Origin of the sequence: Streptomyces sp. NPDC086787, assembly GCF_044745865.1 — a bacterium.
Taxonomy (GTDB): domain Bacteria; phylum Actinomycetota; class Actinomycetes; order Streptomycetales; family Streptomycetaceae; genus Streptomyces.
The window spans coordinates 379888-396999 of the sequence record NZ_JBIVBC010000005.1 but is presented as its reverse complement, the minus strand read 5'-3'; the positions used below and the strand labels follow the sequence as shown (position 1 = coordinate 396999).

11 protein-coding genes are annotated in these 17112 nt (G+C 70.9%); 2 read left to right on the top strand and 9 right to left on the bottom strand.

Translation table 11 applies throughout. The annotated features are described in order from the left end of the window. Window positions 1–60 precede the first annotated feature (60 nt). From ACIPK3_RS16080 to ACIPK3_RS16060, 5 genes are all read right to left on the bottom strand, one after another. Window positions 61–708 carry a SurA N-terminal domain-containing protein gene (locus ACIPK3_RS16080; RefSeq protein WP_402570059.1) on the bottom strand — a complete coding sequence of 216 codons (648 nt, stop codon included), beginning with the start codon at window positions 706–708 and terminating at the stop codon, window positions 61–63. 189 nt (window positions 709–897) lie between these two features. Then, a complete protein-coding gene (locus ACIPK3_RS16075) occupies window positions 898–1728 on the bottom strand; it encodes a glycoside hydrolase domain-containing protein (protein WP_402570058.1) in 831 nt (276 codons plus the stop codon). 166 nt (window positions 1729–1894) lie between these two features. Then, on the bottom strand, window positions 1895–3379 hold the full coding sequence (locus ACIPK3_RS16070; protein WP_402570216.1) for a protein kinase: 1485 nt from the start codon (window positions 3377–3379) through the stop codon (window positions 1895–1897). Between the two features lie 38 nt (window positions 3380–3417). Next, window positions 3418–4059, bottom strand: coding sequence for a hypothetical protein (locus tag ACIPK3_RS16065; protein ID WP_402570056.1), 642 nt, complete (start codon window positions 4057–4059; stop codon window positions 3418–3420). Window positions 4060–4418: 359 nt separating this feature from the next. Next, the gene (locus ACIPK3_RS16060; RefSeq protein ID WP_402570055.1) at window positions 4419–6638 is read right to left on the bottom strand and encodes an N-6 DNA methylase; all 2220 of its coding nucleotides are present in this window, start codon (window positions 6636–6638) and stop codon (window positions 4419–4421) included. 212 nt (window positions 6639–6850) lie between these two features. Between ACIPK3_RS16060 and ACIPK3_RS16055 the strand changes: the two genes are divergently transcribed. Continuing rightward, window positions 6851–7600, top strand: coding sequence for a hypothetical protein (locus ACIPK3_RS16055; protein WP_402570053.1), 750 nt, complete (start codon window positions 6851–6853; stop codon window positions 7598–7600). A gap of 73 nt (window positions 7601–7673) precedes the next feature. Then, window positions 7674–8609, top strand: coding sequence for an aminoglycoside phosphotransferase family protein (locus tag ACIPK3_RS16050; protein WP_402570052.1), 936 nt, complete (start codon window positions 7674–7676; stop codon window positions 8607–8609). Between the two features lie 24 nt (window positions 8610–8633). Here the strand turns inward: ACIPK3_RS16050 and ACIPK3_RS16045 are convergent, their stop codons facing one another. The 4 genes from ACIPK3_RS16045 to ACIPK3_RS16030 all read right to left on the bottom strand — a co-directional run bounded on the left by ACIPK3_RS16045 (window position 8634) and on the right by ACIPK3_RS16030 (window position 16864). After that, window positions 8634–9383, bottom strand: a complete 750-nt coding sequence (locus ACIPK3_RS16045) for an HNH endonuclease family protein (RefSeq protein ID WP_402570050.1) — start codon at window positions 9381–9383, stop codon at window positions 8634–8636. Between the two features lie 291 nt (window positions 9384–9674). Further along, a complete protein-coding gene (gene mfd, locus ACIPK3_RS16040) occupies window positions 9675–13208 on the bottom strand; it encodes a transcription-repair coupling factor (RefSeq protein WP_402570048.1) in 3534 nt (1177 codons plus the stop codon). Between the two features lie 303 nt (window positions 13209–13511). Continuing rightward, complete coding sequence (locus tag ACIPK3_RS16035) at window positions 13512–16079, bottom strand: ABC transporter permease (protein ID WP_402570046.1); 2568 nt, start codon at window positions 16077–16079, stop codon at window positions 13512–13514. Beyond that, the gene (locus ACIPK3_RS16030; protein WP_402570044.1) at window positions 16076–16864 is read right to left on the bottom strand and encodes an ABC transporter ATP-binding protein; all 789 of its coding nucleotides are present in this window, start codon (window positions 16862–16864) and stop codon (window positions 16076–16078) included. The genes ACIPK3_RS16035 and ACIPK3_RS16030 overlap by 4 nt, the downstream gene beginning before the upstream one ends. Window positions 16865–17112: the final 248 nt, after the last annotated feature.

The window sequence follows — 17112 nt, the reverse complement described above, 5'->3', positions numbered from 1 at the left end:
GCAACACCCGGAAGTCCGATCGTACGACTGGACTGCGTCCTTATGCCGGCTGCTGCGTCCCTACGCCGGCTGCTGCACCCCGGCCGCCGTGACATCCCGTACCCACGGAGTCTTCGCGTCCACGCGGCTGCTCTTCTGCACGTCCCACGTGCCGTAGCGCGGATTGAGGTCGATGTGCAGCTCGCCCGACGCGGTGGACAGTGCCTTCCAGAAGGCGGGCTGGGTCGTGTCGGTGCCGAGCCTCTGGGCCAGCTTCCGGGCCTCCACCTGGAGGCGGAGGTTCTCGTCGAGCCGTGCCGGGGCGACGCCGTACTTCTGCAGCCAGGCCGTCTGCAGCGCCTCCGGGCTGCCTGCCTGCTGTTCCAGGCCGGCGCGCATCTGCTGGATCTCCTTGCGGTCGACCGTGATGCCCTGGTCCTGCGCCGCCCGGTGCAGCACCTGGTCGAGCACCATGTTGTGCAGGGTGTCGCGGGTGAGGCTGCTGGTGGAGGCGAGTACCTGCTGGTACTGCGTCTCGTCCGGCGTCGCCGCCCGCTGCGCCCGGCGCACCTCGTTCACCCTGCCCTCCAGCTGGGCGACGGTGATCCGCTGGCCGCCGACGACCGCCGCGGCGCCCGGATGCGCGTCGTTTCCACAGGCGGTGAGCAGCGGGACCGCGGCGGCGATCGCGGCGGACAGGACGAGCGCGGTGCGACGGCGGCGGTGCAAGGAAGCCTCCCGAGGAGATTGTGCGGCGGTGCACAAAGTCTTGCGGTGATCGATGGTAGGCAGTGGGCAGGCTCCGGCCAACCCATTCGACCAACGATTCACGAGCGCTTCGGGCACCGTCGCGCCCCGCCTGACGACTTCCGGCGACGTCCGGCGCCGTAAGCCGGTGCCGGGCCCGCTGGTGCCGGGTCAGCCGGTGATGGCCACCGGGGCGTCCCAGGCGTCACGGTCCACGGTGATCGTGTAGCCGCCCCGGGTCTCCTTGCTGTTGACCAAGTACTGGTGCGCCCGGCTGTGATCGGTGAACTGGCTCGCGCCGAACGGCCAGTCGGCGGTCGTGGTGCTCTGCTTGTCCCACAGGGCGTACCAGAGGTTGCCGGGCAGGTCGGTCTTGTCCTTGGCGTTCGCGACGGCCTTGGCACTGGAGCTGGTGAAGCCGTAGTAGCCGGAGCGGTACGTCTTGGCGCGCAGTTGCTTGGAGAAAGCGCGCACATAGGTCAGCACGGCGTTGTTGCACGCCGTGTTCGTCGTGTCGTACGCCTCCATGTCGAGGTAGATCGGGCTCCCCGTCTTCATACCGAGCGCGGCGGCCTTGGCCACGGCGTCGTTGGCGTCGCTGGTGCCGAGCGAGGCGGCGGAGGCGGGGGTGATCTTCTCCGGGCTGGAGCCGGTCTGGCAGGGCGGCTGCGCGCCGACGTAGAGCGGGACGAGCTTCCAGCCGGCGGAGCTGACGGACTTGACCCAGGAGGCGGTGAGGTTGGGCTGGGCGCAGCCGCGGTTCTTGCCGCCCACGTAGACGGCGGCGGCGCCGTAGTAGCCGTCCGTGCGCCATGCCTTCATCGCGGACAGGGAGGGGGCGGTGCAGGTGTCGAAGGCGCGTCCGGTGTACGTGCGCTGCGCGGGCCAGGTAGTGGCGGCCATGGAGGCCTGCGCGGCGATGCCCGCACCGGCGACCACGGCGGCGCCCGCCACGGCCCACGTGGCGTATCTGCGCTTCTTCGACTGCCGATGGCTGGACATGGACGACCCCACCCCGTGATCAGGAACAACTAGAGGAACAACTGAAGGAACAACAGTTGGGAAAAATCAAGACTGAAAATCGGAGGAAACCTATACCGCGCTGTCCCCTCATTCGGGCAACACCGGCCCCTGAAGATCACAAAAGTCGCTCTGGGAACGGCAAAAACTAACCGCGCACCTGCCCCAACCACTGCAAGGTGCGCCGGACCTCCGCGGCCATCGGGTGTCCGGGGCCCTGGAGGCGCTCCACGTCGAGCACCAGCCGCGCGAGCGTGTCGTGGGCGGCGGCCCGGTCGCCGACGGCGAGCAGGAGCAGACCGATGCGGCGGCGGACGTCGTGGGCGAGCTGCGGGTCACCGGAGACGTACTGGTTCTCGTAGTACGGCAGCAGCGCGCGGTACTCCGCGATCGCGGCCGCCGGTTCGCCGAGTTGTTCCAGGCACTGGGCGGCGTCGAAGCGGAAGCGCAGCGACTGCGGGTCGGCGTGCCCCGCCTCGGTGGCGCGCTCGTCGGCGAGACGGCGCAGTTCGGGCAGCGCTCGCCGGTACTGACCGTCGTCCATGAGCGTGGCCGCGTACTGCTTGCGCAGGGTGCGCACCACCGGGGAGTGCTCCCCGTGCTGTTCGGCGGCGGTGGGCAGGATCGCGCCCAGGATGTCCACGGCCTGGGTGATACGGCCCTCGCCCAGCAGACGCTTGATCTCGTCGACGGCGGCGGCGACATCCTGCTTGCCGGGCTCGGACGCCACGGGGGCGGGCTGGGGCGCGGGAGTGCGCGCCCGGTCCGGCCAGGGGGCATGCGGACGCAGGAAGGGGCGTGTGGGGTCGAGCGGTGCCCCAGTGGGCGTCCCGCGCGCGGGCAGGAGCAACGCCAGTTGCTCGTACACCTCCTGCGCGGAGGCAGGCCGGTGCTGCGGATCCTTGGCGAGCAACCTCAGGACCAGTGCCTCCAGCGCCTCCGGGACCTCGGGGCGGATACGGCGCACGGGCAGCGGCGCCTCGTACAGGTGCCGGTGCAGCACGCCGAGCGCCGTGGAGCCCGCGAACGGCACCTCACCGCTGAGCAGTTCGTGCATCAGCACACCCAGCGCGTACAGGTCGGTGTACGGGCCGACCGCGCCGCCCATCGCCTGTTCCGGGGCCATGTAGGCGGGCGAGCCGATGGGCGAGCCGGTGTGCGTGAGACGGGTGGTGTCGGTGTCCATGACGGAGGCGACGCCGAGGTCGAGCACGGTGACCGTGCCGTCCTGTTTCACCATCACGTTGCGCGGCTTGAGGTCGCGGTGGACGATCGGCACGGCGTGCACGGCGCTCAGCACGGCGCACAGCTGCGCGGCGACCGCGACGGCCCACTGCCACGGGTAGGGGTCGTGCTCGGCGAGGTGATCGGAGAGGTCGGCGCCGTCCACGTACTGCATGACGAGGAACAGTTCCTCGTCGTCGCTGCCCGCGTCGTGCACCGTGACCAGCCCCGGATGGTCGACCTGCGCGGTCACCCGGCACTCGCGCAGGAACCTGCGGCGCAGCTCGTCGGCCTCCTGTCCGGCCACCTTGTCGGGGCGCAGCAGCTTCACCGCCACGCGCCGGTCGAGTCGCTTGTCGTAGGCCGTCCAGACCTGGCCCATGCCGCCCTGCCCGATGAGCGTGGACAGCGCGTAACGGCCGGCGACGACACGCCCCGTCGCCGCGGTCACCTGCCGCCCTCGTGGCCGTCCCCGTGGCCGTGGCCGCTCTCGTGTCCGTGCCGGTCGTGCTTGCGCAGGTAGTCGCTCAGTTCGTCCAGCTCGGCACGCACCTGCTCGATGCGGGCGGGCGCCGGACGCTGCGGCGGCGCGGGTATCGGCGGCGGCGTGTGGGGCACCGGGACCGGGGTGTGCGGGGGCTGCGTTCCGGTCGGCGAGCTCGGCACGGTGGTCGCGGTGTACGGCGACGAGGGCCGCGCGTATCCGTACGGCGGCGCCATCGGGTGCTGCGCGGGGTAGGACTCCCGCTGCCGCTGGAAGTGCCGTATGTCCGCCGCGAGGTAGTACACCGTCGTCGCCACCAGCCCGCCGAGGAGCAGGGTGATGCCCAGGTAGCCGCCGGCGGTGTGCACTTCGTCGCCGGGTTCGCCCGCCAGCAGCACGATGCTGAGGACGTCGGCCGCCAGCACGGCCACGAGCAGGCCCCAGTCCAGCGATCTGCGGGTCACGATGGCCAGGCGCAGCAGCATCACCCAGGCGGTGAACCCGATGCAGAGCCACCCGATCGCCACGAAGAGCACGCGCAGGAGGACCAGCACCGCGGGATCCGGGGGCTGCTTCACCGGCTGTGCGTAGCCGTGGCCTTGCATGGCTGCTCCTGTTGCCTGAAGAGGGCGTACACGTCCCGCGTCGCCCCTCGCGTGGACGGACGCCGGACATTCGCTTGTCGCTTCGAGCATATGGCCCGGCACGGACAACAGGTCCGGGTTGAACGGACAAGGGGTCGGGGTTGTACCGAACCGTTGTACCGAACCGGACGTTCCGGACGGGCCGGTGGTGCGGGCCGGTGGTGCGGGCCGGAGATGCGGGCCGGAGATGCGGGCCGGAGATGCGGGCCGGAGATGCGGGCCGGAGATGCGGGCCGGAGATGCGGGCCGGAGATGCGGGCCGGTGGTGCGGGCCGGTGGTGCGGGCGGAGGTGCGGGCGGAGGTGCCGCCGCCCGTCAGGTCACTCCGGTGTCACCGTGCCGTCCGTCAGACCGTCGTACATCCCACGCACGAGCTGCTCCCCGAGCCGGCCCGCCTGCCTGAGTGTCCGTTCGAACTCGTCCAGGGCGAGGAAACGCGCACCGTAGCACCGCTGTTCGTGCAGGGCGAGCCGCGGCAGCTGAAGGCGGCGCACGTCGAGCCGGGTGGCGGTGGACGCGTAGCTGCTGGCCTGCCGGTTGTTGGCGGTGCCCCGCAGGAACCCGGCGACGAACCAGGGGTCGAGCGCCCGGGGATCCGGACGCAGCAGGACGAGGTTGCGCCCCAGGACGGCCCCCGCCGTAGCGTCGTCGATCACGCGCGCCACCGAGCCGCCGCCGAGCACCGGGACGACGATGTCACCCCGCTCGGTCAGTACGGCCTCCTCGTCGCTCTCGGGGAGCGATCCCGAGGGCGCGGTTCCGGCAAGTACGTCGTGGTCGGTGAGGACCGGCACGCGCGCGTGGCCGCCGTTTCCGCCGGTGCGCATCGTCAGGGCGCCCCCGCGCGCGAGTTCGCCCACGGTGGTGAGCGGCCAGCGCGCGGGCGACGCGGGGTCGGCGGGCGGCGGGGTGAGGGCGGCGGCCAGGCGCAGGGTCTCACCGAGCCGCTCGCGTACGGCCGTGAGCTGCTCCGCGCCGTCGGCCGTCGCGGGCGGCGGCAGATGGCGGGCCGGGGAGAGGTCGACGTCGTCGTCGAGGAGTTCGATCACGGGCACGGCACGGGCCAGCCCCGGCCGCTCGTCGAGCCCCTCCGCGCGCGCGAAGGCCTGCCAGGTGTCGAGGACGGCCCCCCGCACCGCCTGCCAGTCCGGCCCACCGCGTCCCTCACCGGCGAACCGCCCGGTGTCGACGAGCAGCACCTCGGGCTGCGCGGGCTGCGCAGCCGGGTTGCCGGGCCGGCGCAGCACCCACACGTGGAGAGGGATGTTGTACGGCGGAGCCGCGCCCACCGGCAGCGCGACGACGGCACGCAGCGCACCGCGGCGCAGCAGGTCGGCGCGGATACGGCGGCCGGAGCGGCGCGAGGCGGCGGCGGGCGGCATGAGCAGCACCGCGGTGCCACCGTCGGCCAGCCGGGCGAGCGCGTGCTGGACCCAGGCGAGTTCGGACTCGGTACGGGCCGGGAAGCCGTACTCCCAGCGCGGGTCGTAGGCGAGTTCGTCGTGTCCCCAGTTGCGTTCGTTGAACGGCGGATGGCACAGGACGGCGTCGGCGCGCAGCCCGGGGTGGGCGTCCGCGCGCAGGCTGTCGCCGACGGCGCCGCGCACGGTGGCGCGCGAGTGCAGCGCGAGCCGCAGCGCCGTGAGCGCGGCGAGGCCGGGGGCACTGTCCTGGACGTACAGCTCCTGGTCGGGGCGGCTGTCCACGGCACGGGGCAGGGCGCCGGTGCCGCAGGCCGGGTCGAGCACGGTGCGTGCGGGACCGGCCAGTTCGGCCATGAGCTGGGCCAGCTCGGCGGGGGTGAGGGTGTACTGGCGCGGGTTGGCGTCCAGATACCGCCCCAGCAGGAACTCGAAGGTCCCCCGCGCTCCTCGGTCGGCGGCCAGTTCGGCCACGCCGCGCAGGAGCGGGGTGGAGGGGAGGAGCTGGGGGCCGGACGGGGTGTGAACCGCGGGGGCGGTGTGCGCGGGTGGGGCGGGGTGAACGGGCGCGGCGGCGTGAGCGGCGGCCGGTGGGTTCACAGCGGAGGGAGGGTTCACGTCGGGCGGGGTGTTCACACCGGCCGCGGTGTTCACAGCGTCGGCGGAGTTCACCACGCCCGCGCCGCCCGCGACTCGCCGCCTGTGAACACGGCGGCTGCCGTTCACACCGAAGCGAAGCGCGATCACCTGATCCAGCGCGCCGGGCAGCATCGCGGCCAGTCGTTCGTCGGATCCGGACGCGGCTTCCAGCCAGTCGGTGGGGCGTTCATGGATGAGCAGCAGGGCGCAACCCGCGTGCACCAGGGCGGTGACCGGTCCTTCCGGATGGCCGGTCAGCTGCTGCCAGACCCGCTCGCGCAGCGGCACCTCGGCGAGCTTGCCCTGCTTGCGCAACCAGGCCTCGACCTCGGCCAGGGCGAAGGACGGGCTGGTCTCGGTGCCGCCCACGGGCCTGGGGAAGTCGGCATGCCGACGGCGCCAGTTGCTGACGGCGGCGCGGCCGACGCCGGCGAGCCGTGCGATACCGGCGGCGGTCACTTCTGTCGCGTTGTCCTGCACGCGCCCGCTCCCCTCGTCCCGTGTGTGACGGCAACCATACCGACATATCCATGATCCACCCATTCACGCCCGTGTATCCGAGCCTTCACATTCATCGTGTTGACTCGGTTCACAGCCTCTGGTCTTATTGACTCAGCGAACCAAGGCCCGCCAAGGGTCACCGGGGCCCTTGAGGCCCTTCGCGGTCCACTTCTCTTCACCAAGGAACTGCCATGCGTCGCACCGCACTTGCCGCTCTCTGTCTCGCCGCCGCGGCCACCGCGGGGCTCTCCGGCTGCCTGCCGGGAGCGGACAAGGCCGAGAGCAAGCCGAAGGGCCCGTTCGCCGGGCAGACCGGCGGTGAGATCGCCGACCGGGCGATCAAGGTCTCCACCGGGGCCTCCTCGCTCCGGCTGAAGGGCGATGTCTCCGACGACGAGAGCAGCGGCACCATCCGGCTCGATCTGGCCCTGAACAAGAAGGGCGAGTGCGCGGGCACGATGAGCATGAACGGGCAGGGCAAGGCCGAACTGATCAAGATCGGCAGCACTGTGTACCTGAAGTTCGACGAGACGTTCCTGCGCGCCCAGAGCAAGGGCGAGCCCAAGTCCGACACCGACGCGGCGGTGGACATGCTGGCCGGCAAGTGGACCAAGATGGGCGTCAAGGGCGAGGACGCGAAGGACTTCACGGCCTTCTGCGACCTGAACTCGCTGCTCGACGACGCCACGGACGGCCACTCGAACGCCACCCGCGGGAAGACCACCACGCTCGACGGGGTGCCGGCGATCGCCCTGCACGAGAAGGACGGCAAGGAGAACTACACGCTCCTGGTCGCCACCCAGGGCAAGCCGTATCTGCTGAAGATCGACGGCGGGCCCGCCAAGGACCCGGTGCACCTGTCGTTCAGCGACTTCAACCGGCCGGTCCCCGCGAAGAAGCCCGCCGGGAAGATCATCGACCTGGACGCACTGGGCGGCTGAGCCCGAGCGCTCCGGCCGGCTGGGACCGGCAGGACGGGTCGGCCCGCGGAGTGCCGGCCCGTAGAGTGCCTGGATGATCGCGGTACCGGAGGAGTTCGCGCGTTGCACCGTCGAGCGTGAAGGCGAGCGCGGAGCGGCCTGGCTCGCCGAACTGCCGGGCCTCGTCGCCGGTCTGATGGAGCACTGGGGATGTGTGCCGGACGGCGACATCACGCACGGGGGTGTCGGGCTGATCGTCCCGGTGCGACGGCGGGCCGGGGACAGCGCCGTGCTCAAGGTGTCGTTTCCGCATCCCGGCAACGTCCATGAGCCGGACGCCTTCGCCACCTGGCACGGGCGCGGCGCCGTCCTGCTGTACGAGCGTGCTGACGACCGGTTCGCGATGCTGCTCGAACAGGTACGGACGTCGACACTGGCCGAGGTCGAGGACACCGACGAGGTGATGAGGGTCGCCGGGCGGATCAGCCGCACACTCGCCGTGCCCGCGCCGCACGGCCTGCCCCGGCTGCGGGATCAGGCCGACGGCTGGGCGGAGCGGCTTCGCGAGGACGCCGGAGAGCTGCCGCACGGACTGTCGCGGTACGTACTTGACGCCACCGTGGCGACCATCGACGAACTGGGCCGGGTCCAGCCCGACACCCTCGTCCACGGCGATCTGCACGCCCGCAACATCCTGCGCGCCGACCGCGAGCCATGGCTGGCCGTGGACCCCAAGGGGTACGCGGGTGACCCCGCCTACGACGCCGGCACGCTCCTCAAGGCCCGCGCTCCGGCACTCCTCGAAGCGGACGATCTGGGCAAGGCCGTCGACCGCGCCCTGGACGTGTTCGCCGAGGCCGCGGAACTCGATCGCGAACGGGTCCGGCGCTGGGCGCAGTTCCATGCCGTCCACGCCGCGTTCTGGGGCCGCCGCCACGGATTCCGGGTGGCCCGCAGCGGGGCACGGCTGGACTGGCTCACCGCTTTCGCGGACCGCTTGGCGGAGTTGCTCACGCCCCGCGCTGTCTGACCGGCCGACGGCAGGCAGTCCGCCCTATGCGGCGCACTGCTTCAGCATCGTCTGCTTGTCCGCCGCCGTCACCGGCAGCTCGTACTTCAGCGAGACCTGCGCCCACCGCACGCTGTACGAGCAGCGGATGCTCCTGTTCGGCGGCAGCCACGTCGCGGGACCCGAGTCGCTCTTCGAGCCGTTGGTCGGTCCGTCCACCGGGATCAGGTTGAGCGGGTCGTTGGCGATGTCCTCCCGCTTGCCCTTCGTCCACCGGGAGGCGCCCATCTGCCAGTCGTACGACAGCGGCATGACGTGGTCTATCTGGACCGTCGTCGCACGGGACTTCGTCCACTCGATCGTCTTCCCGGTGTACGGGTCGCGCAGCGTCATGGAGGTGACGACGCAGTTCGAGCCCGCCCGGAAACGGACCTGCTCACCGTCACGTTTCAGGAGGTCGTTGCGCGAGTCGCACCCGTTGTGGGCGAAGGGGACGTCTCCCGGGGCCGAGTCCATCCAGGCGTAGCCGAACTCGTCGCGGGCGTAACCCGTCTTGGGGCCACGTCCCTTCGTCGGGACGCGACCGATCAGCGTCCGCGCCTCGGCCAGGTCCGCGGCCGAGGTGATCGCCGCCAGCCCCGGCCGGGTGCCGTCCGGGTTGTCCAGTGGGTTCGCCACGCGCCCCTGACCGGCGGTTGCGGCGGCGGAACCCGAGGGGGCGTCATCCGCCGGAAGGGCTCCGCTCTTGCAGCCGGTCAGGATCATTCCGGTACCGAGCACCACGGCGGAGGCCATGACGGCACCTCGACTACGACTGCTGCGCATCACGCGCCCCCCTGCCTCCCCCGCGCCGCCCTGGCGCGAACACACTGCTTCAGAGTCCACGGTAGCCGCCGCGGGGAACCGGCCGACAGGGCCCCAAGGGGCGCTGGGCGCACCGATGGTGGCGTGCGGGGTTGTTCAACCGGGCCAATGGTCAGCCGACGCCGGCCATCGCCCCGCCCCCGCCTCCCACCTCCGTCACAACCCAGACGTCATGACCCAGACGTCACGACCCAGACGTCACGAGCGCAGCAACGAACCGCGTCACGACCCCAGCACCGAAGCCAGGAACTCCCCCACCCAGCCCAGCAACTCCCGCCCGATCAGCGGCTTGCCGCCCACCTTCGCGGTCTTCGGGCGGGGGACCAGCACCTGGTGCACGGACGGCTTGATGACCGTCCCCGGGTACAGCCGCTTCAGGCGCAGCTCCTGCGACTCGCGCAACTCCACCGGGGCGAACCGGATGTTGTTGCCCTGGAGCACGATCTCGCCCACGCCGCACGCGCGCGCGAGCATGCGCAGGCCCGCCACCAGCAGGAGGTTCTCCACCGGCTCGGGCAGCTTGCCGTAGCGGTCGACGAGTTCCTCCCGTACCGCCTTGATGTCCTCCTCGGAGTTGGCGGAGGCGATCGAGCGGTATGCCTGGAGGCGCAGCCGCTCGCCGGGCGCGTAGTCGTGCGGGACGTGCGCGTCGACGGGCAGCTCGATCTTGACCTCGAGGGGCGGCTCCTCCTCGATCTCACCGGTCTCCAGCTGCCGCCGGTAGTCCGCGACCGCCTCGCCGACCATGCGCATGTACAGGTCGAAGCCGACGCCCGCGATGTGCCCGGACTGCTCGCCACCGAGCAGGTTTCCGGCGCCGCGGATCTCCAGGTCCTTCATCGCCACGTACATGCCCGCGCCCATCTCGGTGTGCTGGGCGATGGTGGCGAGCCGCTCGTGGGCGGTCTCGGTCAGCGGCTTCTCCGGCGGGTACAGGAAGTAGGCGTAGCCGCGCTCCCGGCCCCGGCCCACACGGCCGCGGAGCTGGTGCAGCTGGGACAGACCGAAGGTGTCGCCGCGCTCCACGATCAGCGTGTTGGCGTTGGAGATGTCGATGCCGGACTCCACGATCGTGGTCGACACCAGGACGTCGAACTTCTTCTCCCAGAAGTCCACGACCACCTGCTCCAGCGAGGACTCCGACATCTGGCCGTGGGCGGTGGCGATGCGTGCCTCGGGGACGATGTCGCGCAGCCGGGCGGCCGCGCGGTCGATGGACTCGACCCGGTTGTGGATGTAGAAGACCTGGCCCTCGCGCAGCAGTTCGCGGCGGATGGCCGCGCCGATCTGCTTCTCCTCGTAGGGCCCGACGAAGGTCAGCACCGGGTGGCGCTCCTCCGGCGGGGTGGTGATCGTGGACATCTCACGGATGCCGGTGACCGCCATCTCCAGCGTTCTGGGGATCGGGGTGGCGGACATGGTCAGCACGTCGACGTTTGCGCGGAGCTGCTTCAGCTGCTCCTTGTGCTCGACGCCGAAGCGCTGCTCCTCGTCCACGATGACCAGGCCGAGGTCCTTGAACTTGGTCTCCGAGGAGAACAGCCGGTGGGTGCCGATGACCACGTCGACCGCGCCCTCCCTGAGACCCTCCAGGACCGCCTTGGCCTCGGTGTCGGTCTGGAACCGGGACAGGGCGCGCACATTGACCGGGAACTGCGCGTACCGCTCGCTGAACGTCCCGAAGTGCTGCTGCACCAGCAGCGTGGTCGGTACGAGGACCGCGACCTGCTTGCCGTCCTGTACGGCCTTGAAGGCGGCGCGCACCGCGATCTCGGTCTTGCCGTACCCGACGTCGCCGCAGATCAGGCGGTCCATCGGGACCGACTTCTCCATGTCCTCCTTGACCTCGGCGATGGTGGTCAGCTGGTCGGGGGTCTCGGCGTACGGGAAGGCGTCCTCCAGCTCCCGCTGCCAGGGGGTGTCCGCGCCGAAGGTGTGGCCGGGGGCCGCCATGCGCGCGCTGTACAACTTGATCAGGTCGGCGGCGATCTCCTTGACGGCCTTCTTGGCGCGCGCCTTGGTCTTCGTCCAGTCGGCGCCGCCGAGGCGGTGCAGGGTGGGTGCCTCGCCGCCGACGTACTTGGTGATCTGCTCCAGCTGGTCGGTGGGGATGTAGAGGCGGTCGCCGGGCTGGCCGCGTTTGGCGGGGGCGTATTCCACGACGAGGTACTCGCGGGTGGCGCCCTGGACGGTGCGCTGCACCATCTCGATGTAGCGGCCGACGCCGTGCTGCTCGTGGACGATGTAGTCGCCCGGCTCCAGCGTGAGCGGGTCGATGGTCTTGCGGCGCCTGGCGGGCATACGGGCGCCGTCGCGGCCGGCCGCCTTCTGGCCGGACAGGTCGGTCTCGGTGAGGACGGCGATCTTCAGCGCCGGGTCGACGAAGCCGTGGTCGATCGAGCCGCAGGAGACATGGACGACCGAGGGGCCGAGTTCGCCGAGGTCGGCGTCGAGGCGGGCGGGGATGCCCTCGCCGCCGAGTACCTCCGCCGTACGGGCCGCGGGGCCGTGACCCTCGGTGACGAAGACGGTGCGCCAGCCGTCTGCGAGCCAGCCCTTGGTGTCGGCGAGGGCCCGCGCGGTGTCTCCCCGGTAGGTCTCGGGCGCGTGCATGCCGAGCTTGAGGGTGTCCACCTCGAGTTCGAGGTCGGCCGAGAACGGCGACACCGACCACCACATCATGTCCAGCTCGCGCGCGCGCTCGCGCACCTCGGCGATGGACCGCAGGGAGGCCGCGCCGACGTCGATGGGGGCCTCGCCGCCGCCCGCGGTGGCGGCCCAGGACGCCTGGAGGAACTCCTGCGAGGTGGCGACGAGGTCGGCGGCACGCGTGCGTACCCGCTCCGGGTCGCACACGACGGCCATGGCGCCCTTGGGCAGCACGTCCAGGAGCAGCTCCATGTCGTCCACCAGGACCGGGGCCAGCGACTCCATCCCCTCGACGGCGATGCCCTCGGCGATCCTGCCGAGCAGCTCGCCCAGCTCGGGGTGCTGTTCGGCGAGGGCCCGCGCGCGGGCGCGGACGTCGTCGGTCAGCAGGAGTTCGCGGCAGGGCGGCGCCCACAGGCCGTGCTCGGCAACCTCGAGGGAGCGCTGGTCGGCGACCTTGAAGTAGCGGATCTCCTCGACGTCGTCGCCCCAGAACTCGACGCGCAGGGGGTGTTCCTCGGTGGGCGGGAACACGTCGAGGATGCCGCCGCGTACGGCGAACTCGCCGCGCTTCTCGACCAGCTCGACACGGGAGTAGGCGGCGGCCGCGAGGGCCTCGACGACGGCGTTGAGGTCGGCGGTCCGGCCGGTTCTCAGGGCCACGGGCTCCAACTCGCCCAGGCCCTTGACCTGCGGCTGGAGCACGGATCGCACCGGCGCGACGACGACGGAGACCGGGCCGGTCTCCGGGTCGTCGGGCCTCGGGTGGGCGAGGCGGCGCAGTACCGCGAGACGGCGGCCGACGGTGTCGCTGCGGGGGCTGAGCCGCTCGTGCGGGAGGGTCTCCCAGGAGGGGTACTCCACGACGCCCTCGGCGGGCAGCAGCGAGCGCAGGGCGGCGGCCAGGTCCTCGGCCTCGCGACCGGTGGCCGTCACGGCGAGCACCGGGTGGCCGGCCTCGCGTGCCAGGGCAGCGACGGCGAAGGGGCGGGCCGCCGAGGGGCCGACCAGGTCGACGTGCATACGGTTGCCGTCCTTCGCCGCGGTGATCGCTTCCGCGAGGGCGGCGTCCTTGACTACGGCGTCGAGCAGACCGTGCAGGCTCATGAAGGAGGCTTCCGTCCGGGTGTGGGCAACACGAGTGACCCGACGCTTGTGACGACGGGGGGCTGTCCAGCGTACGACGCCGCGCTCGCCGGTGCGGGAGGCTGTGGACAACCCCGCTTCCCGGGTGTCCGTCCCGGTCGCCGGAGGGCAGACCGGCGCAAGAAACCCGGTGGGAAAGCCTGGTGAAAAGCCTGGTGAAAGGGCCGGTGGAAAAGCCCGGTGCCGGGGAGTCCCCAAGGACTCCCCGGCACCGGCCTTCCCCCGCAACCCCCGTATGCGGAGGTGGTCACTCGACCGGGTCGGTCAGTCGGTCGCGATCGCGTTCAGTACGTTCATCCGGCCCGCCCGGAACGCCGGGACCAGTGCCGCGAACAGGCCCACGAAGGCCGAGCCGATGAACACACCGGTGATGGTCGGCCACGGGATCTCCAGGACGTTCAGGCCTTCCAGGGCGAGGAGTTTCTGGGCGGTCGCGCCCCAGCCCATGCCCAGTCCGAGGCCCAGCAGGGCACCGAACAGGGCGATGACCACCGACTCCAGGCGGATCATGCGGCGCAGCTGACGGCGGGAGAGGCCGATGGCCCGCATCAGGCCGATCTCCCTGGTCCGCTCGACCACCGACAGGGCCAGCGTGTTCACCACACCGAGGACCGCGACGATGATCGCCAGGGCGAGCAGGCCGTAGACCAGGTTGAGGAGCTGGCCGATCTGGTCCTTCAACTCCTGCTTGTAGTCGGTCTGGTTCCTGACCTGGTACTGCGGGTACTTCTTGAGCGACTTCTTCAGGGCCGCGTACGCCTGCTGCGCCTGGCCGTCCCTGGCCTTGGCGAACATGATCTCGTTCGGCGGGATCCTGTCCTTGGGGACGTACTTCTGCATGGTCGCGATGCTCATGTAGCGCGCGCCCTTGTCGATCGCCGAGTCGTCGTCGGTGACGGCGGCGATCCTCAGCTTCGCGGTGCGTCCGCCGGTGAAGGCGACGGTGAGGGTGTCGCCGACGTGGACGCGGTGCTTCTTGGCGTACTCGCTGCCGACCGACATGGCGTCCGTGCCGTAGGCGTTCCTCAGGGTGCCCTCGGTGGTGGTGCGGCGCAGGTCGTCGGCGTACGACGCGTCGGCGGCCGTGACTCCCGAGTCGTCGGTCTTCCCGTCGGGCGAGGTCAGAACGGCGTTGATGTCCTTGTACCGGGTGACGTGAACCAGACCCGGCGACTTCTCCATGGCCCGCTCCGCCTGGGGGACGATCCGCTGCTTGCCCTGGACGATGAAGTCCGCGCCGACCGACTTGTCCAGCTCGCTCGTCGCGGAGGCGACCATGGACGAGCCGACCACGGACAGGCAGGCGACCAGCGCCAGGCCGATCATCAGGGCGGCGCCGGTGGCACCGGTGCGCCTCGGGTTGCGCAGGGCGTTGCGCTCGGCCATCCGGCCGACCGGGCCGAAGGCCCGCAGCAGCACCACGCTGAGCACCCGGACCAGCCCTCCCGCCAGCAGCGGGCCGATGACGACGAACCCGATCATGGAGAGCACGATGCCCGCGCCGAGGACGAGCGAGCCCTCGCTCGCCTTGTCCGCCGAGGCGGCGGCGAACAGGGCGGCGATTCCGGCGCCGGAGAGAACCAGCCCGATCAGGGCGCGCAGCCGCCCGGCCCGGCCGTCGGCCGGGGTGCCGGCGTCGCGCAGGGCGGCCATCGGAGAGACCTTGCCGGCGCGGCGGGCCGGAAGATAGGCGGCGAGGACCGTGACGATCACACCGAGGACGAGGCCCGCGACCGGGGTGGTCGCCTTGATGGTCAGATCCCGGGTGGACAGTTCCATGCCCATCGTGCTCATGATCTTCATCAGGCCCACCGCGATGCCGACTCCGGCACCGACACCGAGGATCGAGCCGATGAAGCCGAGCAGCAGCGCCTCGACCAGCACCGACCGGTTGACCTGCTTGCGGGACGAGCCGATGGCCCGCATCAGGCCGATCTCCCGGGTGCGCTGGGCGACCAGCATGGAGAAGGTGTTGACGATCAGGAAGATGCCCACCAGGAACGCGATCCCGGCGAAGCCGAGCATGACGTACTTGATGATGTCCATGAACTGGCCGATGCTCTGACGGTTCTCGTCGGCACTCTCCTTGGCCGTCTGGAGCTTCAGCTTCCCGGCCCCCAGGGTGCCGGCGACGTTCTGCTTGAGGCGCGTGTGGGACACACCGGCGTCGGCGCTGACGAGGAGCTGGGTGAACCGCCCGGTGGTGCCGAGCAGTTCGCGCTGCGCGGTGGCGGTGTCGAAGTAGACGACGGCGGCACCGGGGTTGGTCACCTTGAACGAGGCGATGCCGACGATGCGGGCCTTGAGATCACCCGTCTGAGCGATGGTACGCAGGCTGTCACCGATTTTAAGGTGGTGTTTGTCGGCGGTGTCCGCGTCGACCATCATCTCGGTCGGCCCGCGCGGGGCATGGCCGGAAGTGATCTCCATGGTACGCAGTTCGTTCTGATTCCAGTTGCCGGCGATGGTGGGCGCGCCGGTGCTGGAACCCATGTTCTCGTTGTCGTTGTTCACGACGGTCACGTTCATCGACATGACCGCGCCCTCCGCCGACTTGACGCCGTCGACGGTCCGCACCTTCGCGAGGGTGGCCTCCGGCAGGGACAGCGGTACGCCGCTCTGCGGGGTCTTGTCGTTGCTCGCGCCCTTCGGCGAAACGGTCACATCGGCGGCGGACACCGAGAACAGCTTGTCGAACGTCGTGTTCATGGTGTCGGTGAACACCAGCGTGCCGCACACGAACGCCACCGACAGAAGCACCGCTATCGCGGAGAGCGCCATGCGCCCCTTGTGCGCGAAGAAGTTGCGAAAGGAGGTCTTCAGCACGGTCACGACGTACGCCCCCGGGCGTCGAAGTCCTTCATGCGGTCCAGGACCTGGTCGGCCGTGGGCTCGTACATCTCGTCGACGATCCTGCCGTCGGCCAGGTACAGCACCCGGTCCGCGTAGCTGGCCGCCACCGGGTCGTGGGTGACCATCACGATGGTCTGGCCCAGCTCCTCCACGGAGCGGCGCAGGAAGCCCAGGACCTCGGCGCCGGCGCGCGAGTCGAGGTTTCCGGTCGGCTCGTCACCGAAGATGATCTCCGGGCGGGCCGCCAGGGCCCGGGCCACGGCGACGCGCTGCTGCTGGCCACCGGAGAGCTGGGTCGGCCGGTGCTTGAGCCTGCCGGCCAGGCCGACGGTCTCCACGACCCGGTCCAGCCAGGCCCGGTCGGGCTTGCGGCCGGCGATGTCCATCGGCAGCGTGATGTTCTCTATCGCGTTCAGCGTCGGCAGCAGGTTGAACGCCTGGAAGATGAACCCGATCCGGTCACGGCGCAGCTGCGTGAGCTTCTTGTCCTTGAGGCCGGTGATCTCGGTGTCGTCCAGATGGATCTGGCCGCTCGTCACCGTGTCGAGTCCGGCGAGGCAGTGCATCAGGGTGGACTTGCCGGACCCCGAGGGGCCCATGATCGCGGTGAACTGGCCGCGGGCGATGTCCACGTCGACGTGGTCGAGGGCAACGACCCGGGTCTCCCCCGAGCCGTACGCCTTCACGACCTGCCGCGCCCGCGCGGCAACGGCCGTAGGCCCTCCAGTACCCCCGTGCCTGGGAATGGTCACAGCCGATGTCACGGTATGTCTCCTCAGTCGTCCAGTTGCCTGGCAGTGATGCGCCTCGGCGATGCCGCCGTGGCGGTACGCCGATGAGTCTCGTCGGTGGCGGGGGTGCCGCGCGCTGGTGCGGGGCCCCGTCTTGCGGTGGGGCTACCCCCACCCCCGCCCGGTCCGCCGAGTGCCCCCCAGCGGCGTAAAGCCAGGTTAAGGACGACCCGGGGTCCGTCTCATCCTCCAGCGGGACGAGCCGTCCCCTGGTCGTAGTA

Coding starts and splice junctions, on each gene's coding strand:
- ACIPK3_RS16075 (WP_402570058.1), bottom strand. CDS start 1,728: ATGTCCAGCCATCGGCAGTCGAAGAAGCGCAGATACGCCACGTGGGCC.
- ACIPK3_RS16065 (WP_402570056.1), bottom strand. CDS start 4,059: ATGCAAGGCCACGGCTACGCACAGCCGGTGAAGCAGCCCCCGGATCCC.
- ACIPK3_RS16055 (WP_402570053.1), top strand. CDS start 6,851: ATGCGTCGCACCGCACTTGCCGCTCTCTGTCTCGCCGCCGCGGCCACC.
- ACIPK3_RS16050 (WP_402570052.1), top strand. CDS start 7,674: ATGATCGCGGTACCGGAGGAGTTCGCGCGTTGCACCGTCGAGCGTGAA.
- ACIPK3_RS16045 (WP_402570050.1), bottom strand. CDS start 9,383: ATGGCCTCCGCCGTGGTGCTCGGTACCGGAATGATCCTGACCGGCTGC.
- mfd (WP_402570048.1), bottom strand. CDS start 13,208: ATGAGCCTGCACGGTCTGCTCGACGCCGTAGTCAAGGACGCCGCCCTC.